The sequence below is a fragment of the Streptomyces sp. NPDC059443 genome (genome assembly GCF_042750105.1).
GTDB lineage: Bacteria > Actinomycetota > Actinomycetes > Streptomycetales > Streptomycetaceae > Streptomyces.
This window is the reverse complement of record NZ_JBHYVM010000002.1, coordinates 341,901-356,610: the sequence shown is the minus strand read 5'-3', so window position 1 is coordinate 356,610 and position 14,710 is coordinate 341,901. Positions and strand designations below refer to the sequence as shown.

At 72.1% G+C, this 14,710-nt stretch carries 13 protein-coding genes and 1 tRNA gene; 6 read left to right on the top strand and 8 right to left on the bottom strand.

Annotated features, from left to right (window positions below):
- The 4 genes from ACFXDJ_RS03295 to ACFXDJ_RS03280 all read right to left on the bottom strand — a co-directional run.
- On the bottom strand, positions 1-2,117 hold a 2,117-nt coding region (locus ACFXDJ_RS03295), incomplete at its 3' end, for an ABC transporter permease (RefSeq protein WP_384847634.1).
- A 16-nt stretch (positions 2,118-2,133) separates the two neighbouring features.
- Positions 2,134-3,396, bottom strand: a complete 1,263-nt coding sequence (locus tag ACFXDJ_RS03290; RefSeq protein ID WP_384654856.1) for an ABC transporter substrate-binding protein — start codon at positions 3,394-3,396, stop codon at positions 2,134-2,136.
- Positions 3,397-3,495: 99 nt separating this feature from the next.
- Positions 3,496-5,319 (bottom strand): AMP-dependent synthetase/ligase, encoded by a 1,824-nt coding sequence (locus ACFXDJ_RS03285; RefSeq protein ID WP_384654859.1) that lies wholly within the window; start codon positions 5,317-5,319, stop codon positions 3,496-3,498.
- 202 nt (positions 5,320-5,521) lie between these two features.
- Entirely contained in the window at positions 5,522-6,373 is an 852-nt protein-coding gene (locus ACFXDJ_RS03280) for a LysR substrate-binding domain-containing protein (RefSeq protein WP_384654862.1), read from the bottom strand.
- 169 nt (positions 6,374-6,542) lie between these two features.
- On the opposite strand from ACFXDJ_RS03280, the gene ACFXDJ_RS03275 reads away from it, so the two are divergent.
- The 3 genes from ACFXDJ_RS03275 to ACFXDJ_RS03265 all read left to right on the top strand — a co-directional run bounded on the left by ACFXDJ_RS03275 (position 6,543) and on the right by ACFXDJ_RS03265 (position 8,492).
- On the top strand, positions 6,543-7,643 hold the full coding sequence (locus ACFXDJ_RS03275) for a bile acid:sodium symporter family protein (protein WP_384654864.1): 1,101 nt from the start codon (positions 6,543-6,545) through the stop codon (positions 7,641-7,643).
- A gap of 9 nt (positions 7,644-7,652) precedes the next feature.
- On the top strand, positions 7,653-8,084 hold the full coding sequence (locus ACFXDJ_RS03270) for a (2Fe-2S) ferredoxin domain-containing protein (protein ID WP_384847631.1): 432 nt from the start codon (positions 7,653-7,655) through the stop codon (positions 8,082-8,084).
- A 126-nt stretch (positions 8,085-8,210) separates the two neighbouring features.
- Positions 8,211-8,492 (top strand): hypothetical protein, encoded by a 282-nt coding sequence (locus ACFXDJ_RS03265; RefSeq protein ID WP_384654870.1) that lies wholly within the window; start codon positions 8,211-8,213, stop codon positions 8,490-8,492.
- A gap of 49 nt (positions 8,493-8,541) precedes the next feature.
- Here ACFXDJ_RS03265 and fdhD read toward each other — a convergent pair whose 3' ends face one another.
- Positions 8,542-9,375 carry a formate dehydrogenase accessory sulfurtransferase FdhD gene (gene fdhD / locus ACFXDJ_RS03260; protein WP_384654873.1) on the bottom strand — a complete coding sequence of 278 codons (834 nt, stop codon included), beginning with the start codon at positions 9,373-9,375 and terminating at the stop codon, positions 8,542-8,544.
- Between the two features lie 203 nt (positions 9,376-9,578).
- On the opposite strand from fdhD, the gene ACFXDJ_RS03255 reads away from it, so the two are divergent.
- Entirely contained in the window at positions 9,579-10,520 is a 942-nt protein-coding gene (locus ACFXDJ_RS03255; protein WP_384654876.1) for a beta-ketoacyl-ACP synthase III, read from the top strand.
- Here ACFXDJ_RS03255 and ACFXDJ_RS03250 read toward each other — a convergent pair.
- Complete coding sequence (locus ACFXDJ_RS03250; RefSeq protein ID WP_384847628.1) at positions 10,504-11,721, bottom strand: low temperature requirement protein A; 1,218 nt, start codon at positions 11,719-11,721, stop codon at positions 10,504-10,506. The genes ACFXDJ_RS03255 and ACFXDJ_RS03250 overlap by 17 nt on opposite strands.
- Positions 11,722-11,937: 216 nt before the next feature.
- Between ACFXDJ_RS03250 and ACFXDJ_RS03245 the strand changes: the two genes are divergently transcribed.
- Positions 11,938-12,025, top strand: a tRNA-Leu gene (locus tag ACFXDJ_RS03245).
- Positions 12,026-12,109: 84 nt separating this feature from the next.
- On the opposite strand, the gene ACFXDJ_RS03240 is transcribed toward ACFXDJ_RS03245, so the two are convergent.
- On the bottom strand, positions 12,110-13,057 hold the full coding sequence (locus ACFXDJ_RS03240; RefSeq protein ID WP_384654878.1) for a helix-turn-helix domain-containing protein: 948 nt from the start codon (positions 13,055-13,057) through the stop codon (positions 12,110-12,112).
- A gap of 71 nt (positions 13,058-13,128) precedes the next feature.
- On the opposite strand from ACFXDJ_RS03240, the gene ACFXDJ_RS03235 reads away from it, so the two are divergent.
- Complete coding sequence (locus ACFXDJ_RS03235) at positions 13,129-13,461, top strand: cupin domain-containing protein (protein ID WP_384654881.1); 333 nt, start codon at positions 13,129-13,131, stop codon at positions 13,459-13,461.
- A 103-nt stretch (positions 13,462-13,564) separates the two neighbouring features.
- Here ACFXDJ_RS03235 and ACFXDJ_RS03230 read toward each other — a convergent pair whose 3' ends face one another.
- Complete coding sequence (locus ACFXDJ_RS03230; RefSeq protein WP_384847625.1) at positions 13,565-14,710, bottom strand: agmatine/peptidylarginine deiminase; 1,146 nt, start codon at positions 14,708-14,710, stop codon at positions 13,565-13,567.

Genomic DNA, 14,710 nt, shown 5'->3' with positions numbered 1-14,710 from the left:
CGGGCGGGCTGGGGCAATCCAGCCTCGCCGGCGTTTGAGGCGCGGGGGTCCGGGGGCGGAGCCCCCGAAGGGTCCGGGCGGAGCCCGGTTTCGGGAAGGGGCGGGGTGGGGGACTGCCCCGCAGGGCCCACCCCGCCCCCAGCGCCGACCCGGGCAGCGGGAAACGCCGGGACCCCGGCTGCGGCTCCGGCTCCGGCTCCGGCCGAGGCCGCGGCGCGTCGCCGGGCCCGCCGGACCGGAACGGCCGCGCAATACCCATCGGGATCGTTGGCCAGGGCCAACCCCGCCAGCCCGAACAGAATCACCGGCAGATGCGCCGACGCCGTCACGTAATCCGCCATCACCCGCGGAGCAACGGCGAAGACCAGCCCCGCCACCACCGCGTACTGGGGCCGCCGGACCCCCGCCGCCACGACCACCGCCAGCCACACCAGTCCGGTCATCGCGGTGAAGTCCGTTGCCGTGATCCGGGTGTTGTACGACGCGTACATCACGCCCCCGAACCCCGCCAGCCCCGCCGACAGCGTGAAGAGCAGCAGCTTCGTCCTCAGCACCGACACCCCGGAGGCCATCGCCGCGGCGGGAGCCGACCGTACGGCGAGCATCGCCCGGCCCGAAGGGGAGTTCCGCAGCGCGCTCAGTCCGGCGGCGACCACCGCGACCAGGACCACCAGCGCCACCCCCATCGCCCGGTCGTCGGACAGGTCCACGGGTCCGAAGACCGGCCGGGGGACCGACCAGCCCGAGTCGCCGTTGCGCAGCCACCGCATCTGGAACAGCACCTGGTCGGCCAGGAAGGCCAGTGCCAGCGTGGCCAGCGCCAGGGACCGGCCGCCCAGCCGCAGCGCGGGCAGCGCGACCAGCGCCCCGAGCACGGCGGCCACGCACGTTCCGACCGCGAGCGCCGCCACGAACGGCCACCCGTGGCTCATCAGGAGCCCCGCGACCAGCGCGGCGCCCGTCACGAAGGTGCCCTGGGCCAGCGAGACCATCGCGCCGAGTCCGGTCACCACGGTGAAGGACATGAACACCAGGGCGAGTGCGAGCCCTTGGGCCAGGAGACCGCTCCAGAAGGGGGTGGTCACGGTGTAGAAGGCCGCGCACAACGCGGCGCCGCCGCCCGCCCACACCCCCCACCGCCGGGCCCACGAGGCCCCGGTTAGGTGGTCCACCGGAACCACGTCCACCGCTGCCGTCCCGGCGGTCCGCGCCCGCCGGGCGAGCACCAGCAGCCCGCCGAAGAGGATCAGGAACGGCACGGCCGTCCTGAAGCCGGTGATGGAGTCGGCGAAGGACGCGTAGCCGACGACCAGGTTCTGGAGCACCCCCAGTCCCAGTCCGCCCGCGAAGGCGAGCGGTACGGAGGCGAACCGCCCGATGACGGCGGCGGTGGCCGAGACGAACAGGAACAGGGTGAAGTCGTGCGCCGACAGGCCGAGCAGCGGGGTCGCCAGCACCCCCGCGAGCCCCGCCAGCCCCGAGGCGATCATCCACGCAACCGACGACAGCCGGTCGGCGTCGATCCCGCGGAGCTCGGTGAGCGAGCGGTTGTCCACGGCGGCCCGCAGCCGCAGGCCCAGCCGGGTGTGCCGCAGCAGCACCCACAGGGCGACGGCCACTACGGCCGTCGCCACCCAGGTGATGAGCTGGTCGGAGTCGATGCCCACGTCGGGGGTGAGTTGCCAGGCCTTCGCGGGGCTCGGCCCCACCCCCGGCAGCCCGAACTGGTTCTCCGCCGGCTTGAGCGGGGCGCCCGCGTCCGTCAGCAGGTCCACCGCCCACAGCCCGGCCGCCGGCAGGGCCACCAGCAGACCGATGGTGGCCACGATCTGCGCGGTCTCGCCGACCTGCGCGAGCCGCCGGAACATCAGCCGGTCCAGGGCCCATCCGAGCCCGGGTGCCAGGACGAACACCACCAGCAGCGCGGCCGGGACGGCCGGCCAGCCCAGCCCGGAGTGCAGTTCGTAGAAGGTGAGCGCGCACAGGTAGGCGGTGGCCCCGTGCGCGAAGTTGAACAGCCCGGACGCCGAGTACGACAGCACCAGCCCGGTGGCCAGCAGTGCGTACAGGGCGCCGGACACCAGACCGCTCAGTACGAAGGCGAGCAGATCTCCCATGCCGGGTCCCGTTCCCTTACTTGAAGGGGATGGGCTCGTAGCACTTGAAGGGTACGGAGACCTCGTACGCCCCGTTCTTCAGCTGGACGAGTGCCCCACAGCCGAAGCTGTCCTTCTGGCCCTTGGGCTCCGAGCGGTCGCCGACCAGGGTGGCGGTGTCGGAGTAGCCCTGCGCGGCGGCCTGGAAGGACTCGACGGTCAGGTTCTTGCCGGCCTTCTTCGCGATGGACACGAACAGGTCGGCGCTCATGTAGCCGGTCATCATATGCATATTTAGCGGGATTTCTTTCCCGTCGTTGGCGGCCTTGATGTCGGCCTTGAACTGCGCCATCTTCGGGTCGGTGGACTCGAACGGTTCGAACTGCAGCAGCACGTGCACGCCGTCGAGGGCCTGCTTGGTGGCGTCCTTGGCGAGCAGGCCCGGGTCGTAGTCGGTCGGGTCGGAGAGGAGCCCCTTGTAGCCGCTGCGCTTGAGCGCGGTGAACAGGCCGATGTTGTTGGGGGTCTGCATGACGGAGACGATCGCGTCGGGCGCCTTGCCGTCGGTGCCCGCGAGGAGCTCCTTGACGTACGCGGACCAGTCGCTGGGCACCGCGGTGGCGGGTACCGAGGCCTTGGCGTAGGTGACCTTGAAGCCGGCGCTGGTGAAGCCCTGCTGGAAGGTGCGGATGCCGAACTTCCCGGCGTCGCTGTCGTTGGCGATGATGGCGACCGACTTGCCCTGGGCGCCGCCGAGGACCTTGCCGATGCCCTCGGGCCAGGTCTGGTTGAGGGTGCCGCCGGGGGTGGGGACGAGGCAGCCGTTGAACCCGTAGAGGTACTTGGGGCCGCAGAAGGAGGGGAGCGTGCCCCAGCCGAAGGTGGGCACCTTCTCCTGTTCCAGGAAGTCGGCGCCGGAGAAGGTCACCGAGCTCATGGGGGAGACCGCGAACACCTTGTCCTGCTGGACGAGTTTGCGGGCCGCGGCCAAGTTCTTGGCGGGGTCCTGGCCGTCGTCCTCGGCGCCGATGTAGTCGATCTTGCGGCCGTTGATCCCGCCCTCGGCATTGGCTCTCAGGTAGCGGGCCTTGGCCCCGAGATCGGTGTCCTTCTTGCTGTAGCCGCTGGCGCTGGTCATCGAGACGATGCCGCCGACCTTGATCGAGTCGGCGCTCACGCCACGGGAGTCGCCGGCGGCTCCGGGCTTGCCGGGGGAGGAGCTGTTGGAGGCGGAGTTGCAGGCGGAGACGAGCGCGAGCGCCGCCGCCGCGGCGGCCAGGGTGCGGATCGGTCGCAACATGTGTGGATCCCCTCCGGTCGGAATCCCCGCATTCTGTGCGCGACCTGACGCATCGTCAATATCAATGGCAAGTAAAGTGACGACCCGTCAGTCATCCCGTCAGTGCTGGTAGAGGGTCGCGACCTCCTTCGCGTAGGCCTTCTCGATCGCCCGCCGCTTCAGCTTCAGCGAAGGCGTCAGCAGGCCCCGCTCCTCGGTGAACTGCTCGGCCAGCACGCGGAACGTGCGGATCGCCTCCGCCTGGGAGACCAGGGTGTTCGCCGCCACCACCGCCCGCCGGACCTCCGCCGTCAGATCGGGGTCGAGCACCAGATCGGCCGCGGGCAGCTGCGGGCGGCCGCGCATCGCCATCCAGTGCGCGACCCCCTCCATGTCCAGGGTGAGCAGGGCGGCGATGAACGGCCGGTCGTTGCCCACCAGTACGCACTGCGAGACGAGCGGATGCGAACGGACCCGCTCCTCCAGGGCGGTCGGCGCCACGCTCTTGCCGTTGGAGGTCACCAGGATCTCCTTCTTGCGCCCGGTGATCGTCAGGTACCCGTCCTCGTCCAGGCGCCCCAGGTCCCCCGTCGCCAGCCAGCCGTCGCGCAGCACGGCGTCCGTGCCGCGCGGATCGTTGAGGTACCCGGCGAAGATGTGGCGGCCGCTGAGCCACACCTCCCCGTCCTCGGCTATGTGCACCGTGCTGCCGGGGATCGGCCGGCCGACCGTGCCGTACTTCGTGGCCCCGGGCGGGTTCGCGGTGGCCGCGGCGCAGGACTCCGTGAGCCCGTACCCCTCGAACACCGTGATCCCGGCGCCGTCGAAGAACAGCCCGAGCCGGCGCGACATCGCGGAACCGCCGGACATGGCGTGCCGCACCCGGCCGCCCATCGCGTCGCGGACCTTCCCGTAGACCAGCTTCTCGAAGAGCTGGTGCTCCATGCGCAGCTTGGCCGAGGGGCCGCCCCCGATCCCGAAGGCCTTCTGCTCGCGCGCCTCCGCGTACCGCACGGCCACGTCCACCGCCCGGTCGAAGGGCCCGGTCCGGCCTTCCGCCTCGGCCTTGCGGCGGGCGGCGGCGAAGACCTTCTCGAAGACGTACGGGACCCCGAGCACGAACGTCGGCCGGAACGCGGCGAGGTCCGGCAGCAACTCGGCAGCCGCCAGCACCGGTTGGTGGCCGAGCTTCACGCGGGCACGGATGGCCGCGACCTCCACCATCCGCCCGAAGACGTGCGCGAGCGGAAGGAACAACAGGGTGGAGGGCTGCTCGCCGGGCCCGGCCTGGAACACGGACTCCCAGCGGGTGACCATGGTGTCGGCCTCGAACATGAAATTGCCGTGGGTCAGCACACAGCCCTTGGGGCGGCCGGTGGTCCCCGAGGTGTAGATGACGGTGGCCGTCGCGTCGGGGGTCACCGCGCCCCGGTGCCGGTGCACGACGTCCTCGGCGACCTGGAGCCCGTCCTGCACGAGACCCTCCACCGCGCCCGCGTCGAGCTGCCAGAGCCGGCGCAGTCGCGGCAGCCGCTCGATCACCGACCCGACGGTCATCGCCTGGTCCTCGTCCTCGACCACGCAGGCCGTGCACTCGGAGTCGTACAGGATCCAGTGCACCTGCTCCACGGAGGAGGTGGGGTAGACGGGGACGGGCTGGGCGCCGATCGCCCACAGGGCGAAGTCGAAGAGGGTCCACTCGTACCGGGTGCGGGACATGATCGCCACCCGGTCCCCGAACCGGATCCCCTGGGCCAGCAGCCCCTTCGCGAGAGCGAGCACCTCGCCGGCCAGCTCGCGGGAGGTCACGTCCCCCCAGACCCCGTTCGTCTTGCGCCCGAGCACCACCCGCTCCGGGTCCTGCCGGGCATGTTGGAAGACCACGTCGGCCAGCCCGCCGACCGGCGCGTCTGTGACCACGGATGGGACGCTGAACTCGCGCAAGGCCCGCTCCTCCCCACGCGGCTACGCTCCGCGCGGCGCCGTGACGGTACCCCACGCGAGAGCCCGGCGGTGGGCAGTCGCCACATCCGTTGCGAACACATCACCACTGGTCAGGGCGGTGTTCACAGGGCCCGGGGAGGCGGTCGGCCGATCTCCACGAGATCTGCGCCGGGCATGCACCGGGACTCCATGGGGGAGGCGGTCACGCCGGGCGGCTGAGGCGGTCGCCGCCCGCGAGGACGGCGGCGGCCAGGGCGTCCGAGGCCGGGGTCGCGCGCCGGCCCTGGAGCAACGCGAACTCCACCGGCCCCAGCTCCGGCAGCCCGCCCACCCGGACCAGACCCGGCGGGATCAGCCCCCGGGTGTGGGCCATCACGCCCAGGCCCGCCCGCGCCGCCGCGATCAGACCGCTCAGGCTGCCGCTCGTACAGGCGATCCGCCACGGCCGGCCGTCCGCCTGCAACACGTCCAGCGCGCGGGCCCGGGTGATCCCCGGCGGCGGGAAGACGATCAGCGGAACCGGCCGGTCGGGGTCCACCCGCAGGCCCTCCGCCCCGATCCACACCATCCGGTCCCGCCACACCAGCCGGCCCCGCTCGTCCCCGTCCCCGCGCCGCTTGGCGAGTACGAGGTCCAGCCGTCCCGCGTCCAGCCGCTCGTGCAGGGTCCCCGACAGCTCCACCGTGAGCTCCAGCTCCACCTCGGGGTGCTCGTGCCGGAACCCCTCCAGGATCTCCGGCAGCCGGGTCAGGACGAAGTCCTCCGAGGCGCCGAAGCGCAGCCGCCCCCGGATCCGGGTACCCGTGAAGAACGCCGCCGCGCGCTCGTGCGCCTCCAGGATCGTGCGGGCGAAGCCGAGCAGCGCCTCGCCGTCCTCGGTGAGCTCCACGCTGTGGGTGTCGCGGAGGAAGAGCGGCCGGCCGGTGGCCTCCTCCAGCCGGCGTACGTGCTGGCTGACCGTGGACTGGCGGACGCCGAGCCGCGCCGCGGCCTGCGTGAAGCTCAGGGTCTGCGCGACGGTGAGGAAGGTGCGCAGCTGAACGGGGTCGTACATGCCGTCCAGCCTAGGGCCGGGGCCCCGGCCGCGCGCTTATCGGGCTTCGTGATGGCAGTCAGTGCGGTGTGCAGGTTTCCCGATCACCGCCGACCCCCGAGGATGGGAAAGGGCCCGACCGGACCGGCGACCCCTCTCCGCCCCCCGACCAGAGCAAGTGAGCACCCCCATGCGCCGCCGCCCGCACCTTCCCGCCCGGCTCCCCGTGGACCCGTTCATCCTGGGCCTGCTCGCCACCGTCGGGCTCGCGGCCCTGCTCCCCGCCCGTGGCGCGGCCGCCCCCGTGGCCGAGGGCGCCTCCACCGGGGCGGTGGCCCTGCTCTTCTTCCTCTACGGTGCCCGGCTCTCCACCCGCGAGGCCCTCGACGGCCTGCGCCACTGGCGGCTCCACCTCACCGTGCTCGCCTGCACCTTCGTCCTCTTCCCCCTCCTCGGCCTCGCCGCCCACACGCTGGTCCCCACCCTCCTGACGCCCCCGCTCTACAGCGGCCTGCTCTTCCTCTGCCTGGTCCCCTCCACCATCCAGTCCTCGATCGCCTTCACCTCGATCGCCCGGGGAAACGTCCCCGCCGCGATCTGCGCCGGTTCCTTCTCCAGCCTCGTGGGCATCTTCCTCACCCCGGTCCTCGCCGCCGGCCTGCTCGGCAACGACGGGGGCGGGTTCTCCCTCGACTCGGTGCTGAAGATCGTCCTCCAGCTCCTCCTGCCCTTCGTCCTCGGCCAGGTCCTGCGTCCCTGGGCCGGCGGCTTCCTCGTCCGCAACAAGAAGGTGCTGGGCTACGTGGACCGTGGTTCGATCCTGCTCGTCGTCTACACCGCGTTCAGCGCGGGGATGGTCGCCGGGATCTGGCACCAGGTCAGCGTCCCGCGCCTCGGCGCGCTGATGGCGGTGGAGGCGGTGATCCTCGCCGTCATGCTGCTGGTCACCTGGTACGGGGCGAAGCGCCTCGGATTCACCCGCGAGGACCGGATCGCCATCCAGTTCGCGGGGTCGAAGAAGAGCCTGGCCGCCGGACTGCCCATGGCCAGCGTGCTGTTCGGTCCGCAGGCGAGCCTCGCCGTGCTGCCGCTGATGCTCTTCCACCAGATGCAGCTGATGGTCTGCGCGGTCCTGGCCCGCCGCCGCGCGCAGGACCCGCAGGCCACCGGACCTGCCGAAGCCCCAGGAGCCGCCGAAGCCGCCGAAGCCCCCGGCCTCGCCGAACTCCCGGCCGACCGTGTGGCGGAGGTCTCCCACACCGCTCAACACCCCGCCCCGCAGGCCCGGTAACGTGCGGCGGTGACCTGGATACGCCCGCTCTCCGCCAACGCCCCGCGCCCCTGCACCCTGGTGGTCTGTCGCGGCTGCTGCTGCGGCGACCCCCGCAAGAACCCCGGCACCGACCACGCGGGTCAGCTGGCCCGGCTGCGCGAGGCCGCCGCGGCCTCCGAGGGGCGCCTGGCCGTCCGTACGACCGACTGTCTCGGACCGTGCGCGCAGGCGAACGTGATCGTGGTGCAGCCCACCACGGAAGCCCGCCGCCGGGGCGCCCGTGCCGCCTGGTTCGGCTGGGCCCTGGACGACACCGCCACCGACGAGATCATCGCTTGGGCCGAGGCGGGCGGCCCCGGCGCCACCCCGGTCCCGGCCACCCTCGACCTCCACCGCATCGACCCCCCGGCCCCGAAGGCGACGGCCCCGGCCTCCCGCCGAGGCCGCCGGGGGCGCTGACGGGTCCGCGTCGTGGCGCCGTAAGCACGGAGGGGGTCCTGGGGCTCGGAGCGTTAGAGCGGCGAAATGTCGCCTTCTCCTACCTTCGGGGTGTCAGTCGGACCCCCCACGGCAAGGAGCCCCTCCATGAAGATCAGCAAGCGCATCGCCGCCACCTCGGCCGCCGTCCTGCTCGGCACCCTAGTCCTCGGCGGCGGTGTCGCCAATGCCGCGGACGGCGGCGGCCACGGCCACGGCGGTGGCAAGGCCTCGCCGCAGAAGACGGTCGAGGCCGCCCCGGGCACCGACCACGTGGCGGCGAAGAAGGTCGAGCCCGCCTCGAAGGACAACCCGTACAGCCAGACCGTCGAGGCGAAGCCGGGTACCCCGCACACCGGCGCCGGGGTCCTGGCCGAGAAGCGGAAGTAGTCCGCTGCCAAGGGCGGGGCCGCACACCGGCCCCGCTCCCGCGGCGGTCTCACCCCGACAGGACGATCCGTTCCTCGCCCGCGTAGATGTTCATGTCCCCGCCCCGCAGGAACCCGATCAGGGTCAGCCCCGACTCCCGGGCCAGGTCCACCGCCAGCGAGGACGGTGCGGACACGGCCGCCAGGACGGGTATGCCCGCCATGACCGCCTTCTGCGCGAGCTCGAAGGAGGCCCGGCTCGACACCAGGAGCACCGAGCCCGCCAGCGGCAGCAGGCCGGCTTGCAGCGCACGCCCGATGATCTTGTCCACCGCGTTGTGGCGGCCCACGTCCTCCCGCGCGTCGAGCAGCTCGCCCCGCGCCGAGAACAGCCCGGCGCCGTGCAGCCCGCCCGTGCGGTCGAAGACCTTCTGCTCCGCGCGCAGCCGCTGCGGCAGCTCCCCGAGCAGCCGCGCGGGGATCCGTAGGGGATCGTCCGCTAGCCCCGGGTACCGGGTCGCCGTGCGCACCGCGTCCAGGCTGGCCTTCCCGCACAGGCCGCAGGAGGAGGTGGTGTAGACGTTGCGCTCCAGGGTGATGTCCGGCACCGGAACTCCGGCGGCCAGTTGTACGTTCACCACGTTGTAGGTGTTGGTTCCGTCCTCGGTCGCGCCCTCGCAGTAGGTCACGGCCTGGACGTCCGACGCGGAGGCGATCACCCCTTCGCTCGCCAGGAAGCCCACGGCGAGCGCGAAATCATCGCCCGGGGTGCGCATCGTGATGGCCAGTGGTTTGCCGTTCAGCCTTATTTCCAGGGGCTCTTCGGCCACCAGGGTGTCCGCCCGGGTACCCGCGACGCCGTTCCGGATCCGGACGACACGACGGCGTTCGGTGACCCGTCCCATGTGATCAGCCCACCTGTTCTGTCTTCGTCCCACGCCTGACGACCCCATTGTCCCGGATCCGCTTAGGGCCCCGTCCCGGCTGGACGATCCTCGGGAAGCTCCAAATTCAGGGCACTGAATCCTGTCGGGTCACGCGCCCCCGTACCCACGGGTAGCAGGCAAAGCTGGGACATCCTGACTGCCTTACAAGGGGGATCCTGCCCATGACCGGTTCACGCGTGGTGGCGCTAGGGCACTACCAGCCCGCGAAAGTGCTGACCAACGAGGACCTCGCGGCCATGGTGGACACCAACGACGAGTGGATCCGGTCCCGCGTCGGGATCAAGACCCGCCACATCGCCGGTCCCGAAGAGCCGGTGGACGAGCTGGCCTACCAGGCCGCCGGCAAGGCCCTCGCGAGTGCCGGCCTGAGCCCGGACGACATCGACCTCGTCCTCGTCGCCACCTCGACCGCGATCGACCGTTCACCGAACATGGCCGCCCGCGTCGCCGCCAAGCTCGGCATGGGCGGCCATCCCGCCGTCATGGACATCAACGTCGTCTGCTCGGGCTTCACGCACGCCCTGGCCACCGCCGACCACGCGATCCGGGCCGGCGCCGCCACCCGCGCCCTGGTCATCGGTGCCGACAAGATGACCGCGATCACCGACTGGACCGACCGCACCACCTGCGTCCTCACCGGCGACGGAGCCGGCGCGGCCGTGGTCGAGGCCTCCGACGAACCCGGCATCGGCCCGGTCCTGTGGGGCTCGGTCCCCGAGATGGGCCACGCGGTCCGCATCGAGGGCTCGCCGCCGGTCTTCGCGCAGGAGGGCCAGTCCGTCTACCGCTGGACCACCAGCCAGCTCCCCCCGCTCGCCCGCAAGGTCTGCGAGAAGGCCGGGGTCACCCCCGAGGAGCTGGCCGCCGTCGTCCTCCACCAGGCGAACCTGCGGATCATCGAGCCGCTGGCGGCGAAGATCGGCGCCGTCAACGCCGTCGTCGCCCGCGATGTCGTCGACTCCGGCAACACCTCGGCCGGCTCCATCCCGATGGCCCTGTCCAAGCTGGTCGAGCGCGGTGAGATCCCCTCCGGGGCGCCGGTCCTCCTCTTCGGCTTCGGCGGCAACCTCTCCTACGCGGGCCAGGTCATCCGCTGCCCGTAGCCTCCACGGCGGCTCCGGCGGAGCCCCGCGGCTCCTCCGGAGCCCCCGCCGCGTCCGGGTCCGCCACCGCGGCCACGGACGCGCTCCGGGCCTCCGCCGCCAGCGCGGCCAGCAGCACCAGGACCAGCCCGGTCAGCTGCCAGGCGCCGCCGAGCCGGGTCCCCGCCGCGGCGGTCGCCAGTACGGGCACCACCGCGAGCGCGCGGAACCGTACCGGCCGGATCCCCAGCACCAGCCGGAAGGCGACGTCCCCGGCCAGATAGCAGGCGACCCCGCCCGCGAGGGCGAAGGCGGGCCCGGCCGGCAGCTGCTCGCCCAGGTGCCCAATGCTCTTCTTCACGCCCGCCGAGAACCCCGCGATGCCCAGCAGCATCGGGATGAAGGCGTAGTAGTACGCGCGGAGCGCCAGCTTGAAACGCCGCTCGGTCGGGGTGCTCGCGAAAACGTGCTCGGCGCGCCCCTCGTCGCGCACGAAGTACATCCACCACAGGGTGGCCCCCACGGCCAGCGCCAGGAAGGCGCCCCCGGCGATCCCGGGGGTCAGGGGCAGCGAGCCCACCCCGATGCCGATCGCGATCACCGACTCGCCGAACACGATGATCAGCAGCAGTCCGTGCCGCTCCACGAAGTGCGCGGCGCCGATCCCGCCGAGCTGGTCGTCCATGGTGGTCCCGGCGGAGGCCTCCGCCCCGCCGGCCGCCGCCCAGCGGGAGATGACGGGGGTGGTGAACTGGAACACCAGCGCCAGCCCCCACAGGCCCAGCGACGCAGGCCCGTCGAAGAGCCCGGCGGCCGTCACCGACAGGGCGGACATCCCGTTGGGCAGCGCGAACCAGAGCACGCTGCGCCCGTACGCCTGGCTGTACAGGACGCTGTGCATCACCACGACGACCAGGTAGCCGAGCCCGAAGGCCACCCCGCCGGCCCCGAACGCGGTCGGCACGGCCAGCGCGCACACCATGAACGCGCCCATGGCGAGCAGGATCAGGACCCGCCGCACGGGCCGGTCCGGCGGCACCTGGTTGGTCAGGTACGCGTAGGCGCCGTACATCCAGAACAGCACCGTGAAGATCAGCAGCACCCGCCCGGCGCCCCGCACGGTGAGGTCGTCGGAGAACAGCACCGTCAGCTGGGTGATGGTGAAGACGAAGACGAGGTCGAAGAAGAGCTCCAGCGTGCTGACGCGATGCTCGGATTCCATATGTGATTCCCCCCTGCGTTCGAACATGCGGCGCCCATCCGACCGTCTGGGAACCCCGGTGTCCAGCCGGGTATCAGCATCCGGCGGCCCGCAGGACATGCCCGCAGGTCAGCGCGGCGCGTCGAACTCGGCCCCGAAGAAATACCTGGTCGGAACCCCGCCGAACCTTTGCTATTGTTGTCCATGTCGCCGCGGGAAACCGGGGCCGACCACCTAGTCCGGGTGGCGGAATGGCAGACGCGCTAGCTTGAGGTGCTAGTGCCCTTTATCGGGCGTGGGGGTTCAAGTCCCCCCTCGGACACCAGCAGGACCCCAGCTTCGGCTGGGGTCCTTTGCGTTTCCGGGCCGTGGGGTGACCGGCCGGGTGACCCGTCGCGTGACTGGGCGCTCAGTCGCCGAAGGTCCTCCGGTAGGCACCGGGCGTCGTGCCGAGGGCGGTTCGGAAGCGGCGTCGCAGGTTGACGGCGGAGGACAGGCCGACCCGCGTGGCGATGGCCTCGACCGACAGGTCGGTCCGCTCCAGCAGGACGCGCGTCGCGTCGAGACGCTGGGTGAGCAGCCACTGGCCGGGGCTCTGACCGAGCTGCTCGGTGAAGCGCCGGGCGAGCGTCCGGCCCGAGACCCCGGCCTGCTCGGCGAGGCGGTCGATCGTCAACTCCGCGCCGAGCCGGGACAGGGCCCATTCCAGCAGCGGCGCCAGCGACTGGTCGGTCCTGGCCGGGGCGGGCCGGGTGGCGTACTGGAGCTGGCCGCCCTCCCGGTGCGGCGGCAGCACCATGCTTCGGGCGATCGCGGCCGCGTAGGCGGCGCCGTGGTCCCGGCGGACCAGGTGCAGGGCCAGATCGATGCCCGCGCCGGAGCCGGCGCTGGTGGCCACGTCGCCGTGATCGACGTACAACACGTCCGCGTCCACCTCCACCTGGGGAAACGCGGCCGCGAACTGTTCCGCGCGCCGCCAGTGCGTCGTCGCCCGGCGGCCGTCCAGCAACCCGGCCCGCGCCAGCACGAACGCCCCCGTGCAGATGGAGACGACCCGCGCCCCGCGCCGGTGCGCCGCACGCAGCGCGCTCAGGATCTCCGGTGACACGGCCGCCCCGGTCGGCTGCCAGCCCGGAACGATGACGGTGTCGGCGTCCTCCAGCGCGTCCAGCCCCGCCTCGACGTGCCATGCGGGCCCGGTCGTGGCCGGGAGCGGCCCGGGTCGCCCGGCGCAGACCGTGAACTCGTAGCGCACCGGCAGGTCCGGCCGCACGGATCCGAACACCTCCGCGACGCAGGCGAGTTCGAACGGTGACTGTGGCGCGTTCAGCAGCGCGACCACGCGATGGCGGCTCATGGCAGGAATATACCTGGTGATGTCATTCGAGACTCTGGGCCGGGGGGCGCGCCTCGGGCGATCGTGAGTGCGTGAGTGAGACAACGCCTACGGGCCCGCTGAAGACCACCGTCCACATCGACGACATCGAGCCGGCCGACGTCGCCCCCGGCATCGTCCGCCGCAGGCTCCCGGCGACCGAGTTCGCCGGCGGCTGGCTGATCGACTTCGCCCCGGGCACCGAGTGGCCGGACATCGACGTCCACGAGAACGAGGAGCGGTACTTCGTCCTGAGCGGCGAGGTCATTGAGGGAGAGGAGCGCCACGGCCCGGGAACCTACGTGGTGTTCGCCCCGGGCAGCCGGCACCGCCCCCGCACGGAGGAGGGGGCGCGCATGCTGGGGGTCACGGTGCTCGCGCGCTGATCCTCGGGCCCCCTGCTGTTCGCAGGGGGCCCGAGTCGTTTCACGGTCCGACGGCCTGGCGGTCCATCGGCACAATGGTGCGTGACCCGGTGGGGACGAGCCGTTACGCGACCGGCTGCTGCTGGGTCACGCAGTGGATGCCGCCGCCGCCCCCGCCCAGGCTGTCGATGTTGAGCTGCTCGACGACCCGGCCCGGGAAGGCCCGCTGGAGGGTGACCTTGGCCGCCGCGTCCGCAGTGGTGTCACCGAACTGCGGGGAGATGACCGCGCCGTTGCACACGTAGTAGTTGGCGTACGCGCCGACGAAGTCGGGGTTGGTGGAGCGGATCTTGTTGTAGTCGGGGCCCTGGAGCTTGGTGACCGCGACCGGGTTGCCCTGGGCGTCGATGGTGGTGGACAGGATCTGGTACTGCGCACGTGCGTCGTTGGACCAGGCGTCGGTGTCGCTCGCGAGCGGCATCTGGACCAGGCCCACGCCCTCGGCGAGGAACCGGGACGTGGCGTCGACGTGGTCGTCGGTGATGTCCTTGCCGAGGACGCCCTTGAACCAGACGACCTTGGACGCGCCGAAGGCGTCGCACAGGGCGGCCTCCAACTGCGCCTGGGTCTTGCCGGGGTTGCGGTTGGAGTTGATGAGGGAGCTGCGGGTGGCCATGAGCGTGCCGGCGCCGTCCGTCTCCACCGCGCCGCCCTCGCCCACGAACCCGGCGGCGCTGAACGGAACCCCGGCGTAGGCCGCGATCCGGCCGGCCACCAGGGCGTCCTTGGCGTGGGTCTGCTTGTTGCCCCAGCCGTTGAAGTTGGTGCCGATCGCGTCCAGGCCGCCCGCCCCGTTGGTGCGGAACACCGGACCGGTGTCGCGCATCCAGCAGTCGTCGACCGGGATCGTGCCGATGACCGTGACCGCCGAACCGCAGGCGCTCTTCGCCTTGGCCACGCTCGCGGAGTTGGCACACATCACGACCGGCTCGTACTTCGCGATGGTCTTCGCGATGAGCGCTATGTTCGCCTGGACACCCGAGAGCTTGTTGCCCCAGATGGCGGAGCTGTCGGGCCACGCCATCCAGGTCCGGGTGTGCCGGACGGTGTCGATCGGGACGGCGAAACCGCCCGCGGTGGCGGCGGCCGACGGGCGGACGGCCGCGAAGGCCTGCCCGCCGACCGCCGCCAGCGCCGCGCCGGCGGCCGTGAGGCCCGCCGCCGTCAGGAAACCCCGTCTGTCCAGCGTCCGTACGACGTGCTCGTTCAT

Coding starts and splice junctions, on each gene's coding strand:
- ACFXDJ_RS03250 (WP_384847628.1), bottom strand. CDS start 11,721: ATGGAATCCGAGCATCGCGTCAGCACGCTGGAGCTCTTCTTCGACCTC.
- ACFXDJ_RS03240 (WP_384654878.1), bottom strand. CDS start 13,057: ATGAGCCGCCATCGCGTGGTCGCGCTGCTGAACGCGCCACAGTCACCG.
- ACFXDJ_RS03265 (WP_384654870.1), top strand. CDS start 8,211: ATGAAGATCAGCAAGCGCATCGCCGCCACCTCGGCCGCCGTCCTGCTC.
- ACFXDJ_RS03290 (WP_384654856.1), bottom strand. CDS start 3,396: ATGTTGCGACCGATCCGCACCCTGGCCGCCGCGGCGGCGGCGCTCGCG.
- fdhD (WP_384654873.1), bottom strand. CDS start 9,375: ATGGGACGGGTCACCGAACGCCGTCGTGTCGTCCGGATCCGGAACGGC.
- ACFXDJ_RS03280 (WP_384654862.1), bottom strand. CDS start 6,373: ATGTACGACCCCGTTCAGCTGCGCACCTTCCTCACCGTCGCGCAGACC.
- ACFXDJ_RS03255 (WP_384654876.1), top strand. CDS start 9,579: ATGACCGGTTCACGCGTGGTGGCGCTAGGGCACTACCAGCCCGCGAAA.
- ACFXDJ_RS03275 (WP_384654864.1), top strand. CDS start 6,543: ATGCGCCGCCGCCCGCACCTTCCCGCCCGGCTCCCCGTGGACCCGTTC.
- ACFXDJ_RS03230 (WP_384847625.1), bottom strand. CDS start 14,710: ATGAACGAGCACGTCGTACGGACGCTGGACAGACGGGGTTTCCTGACG.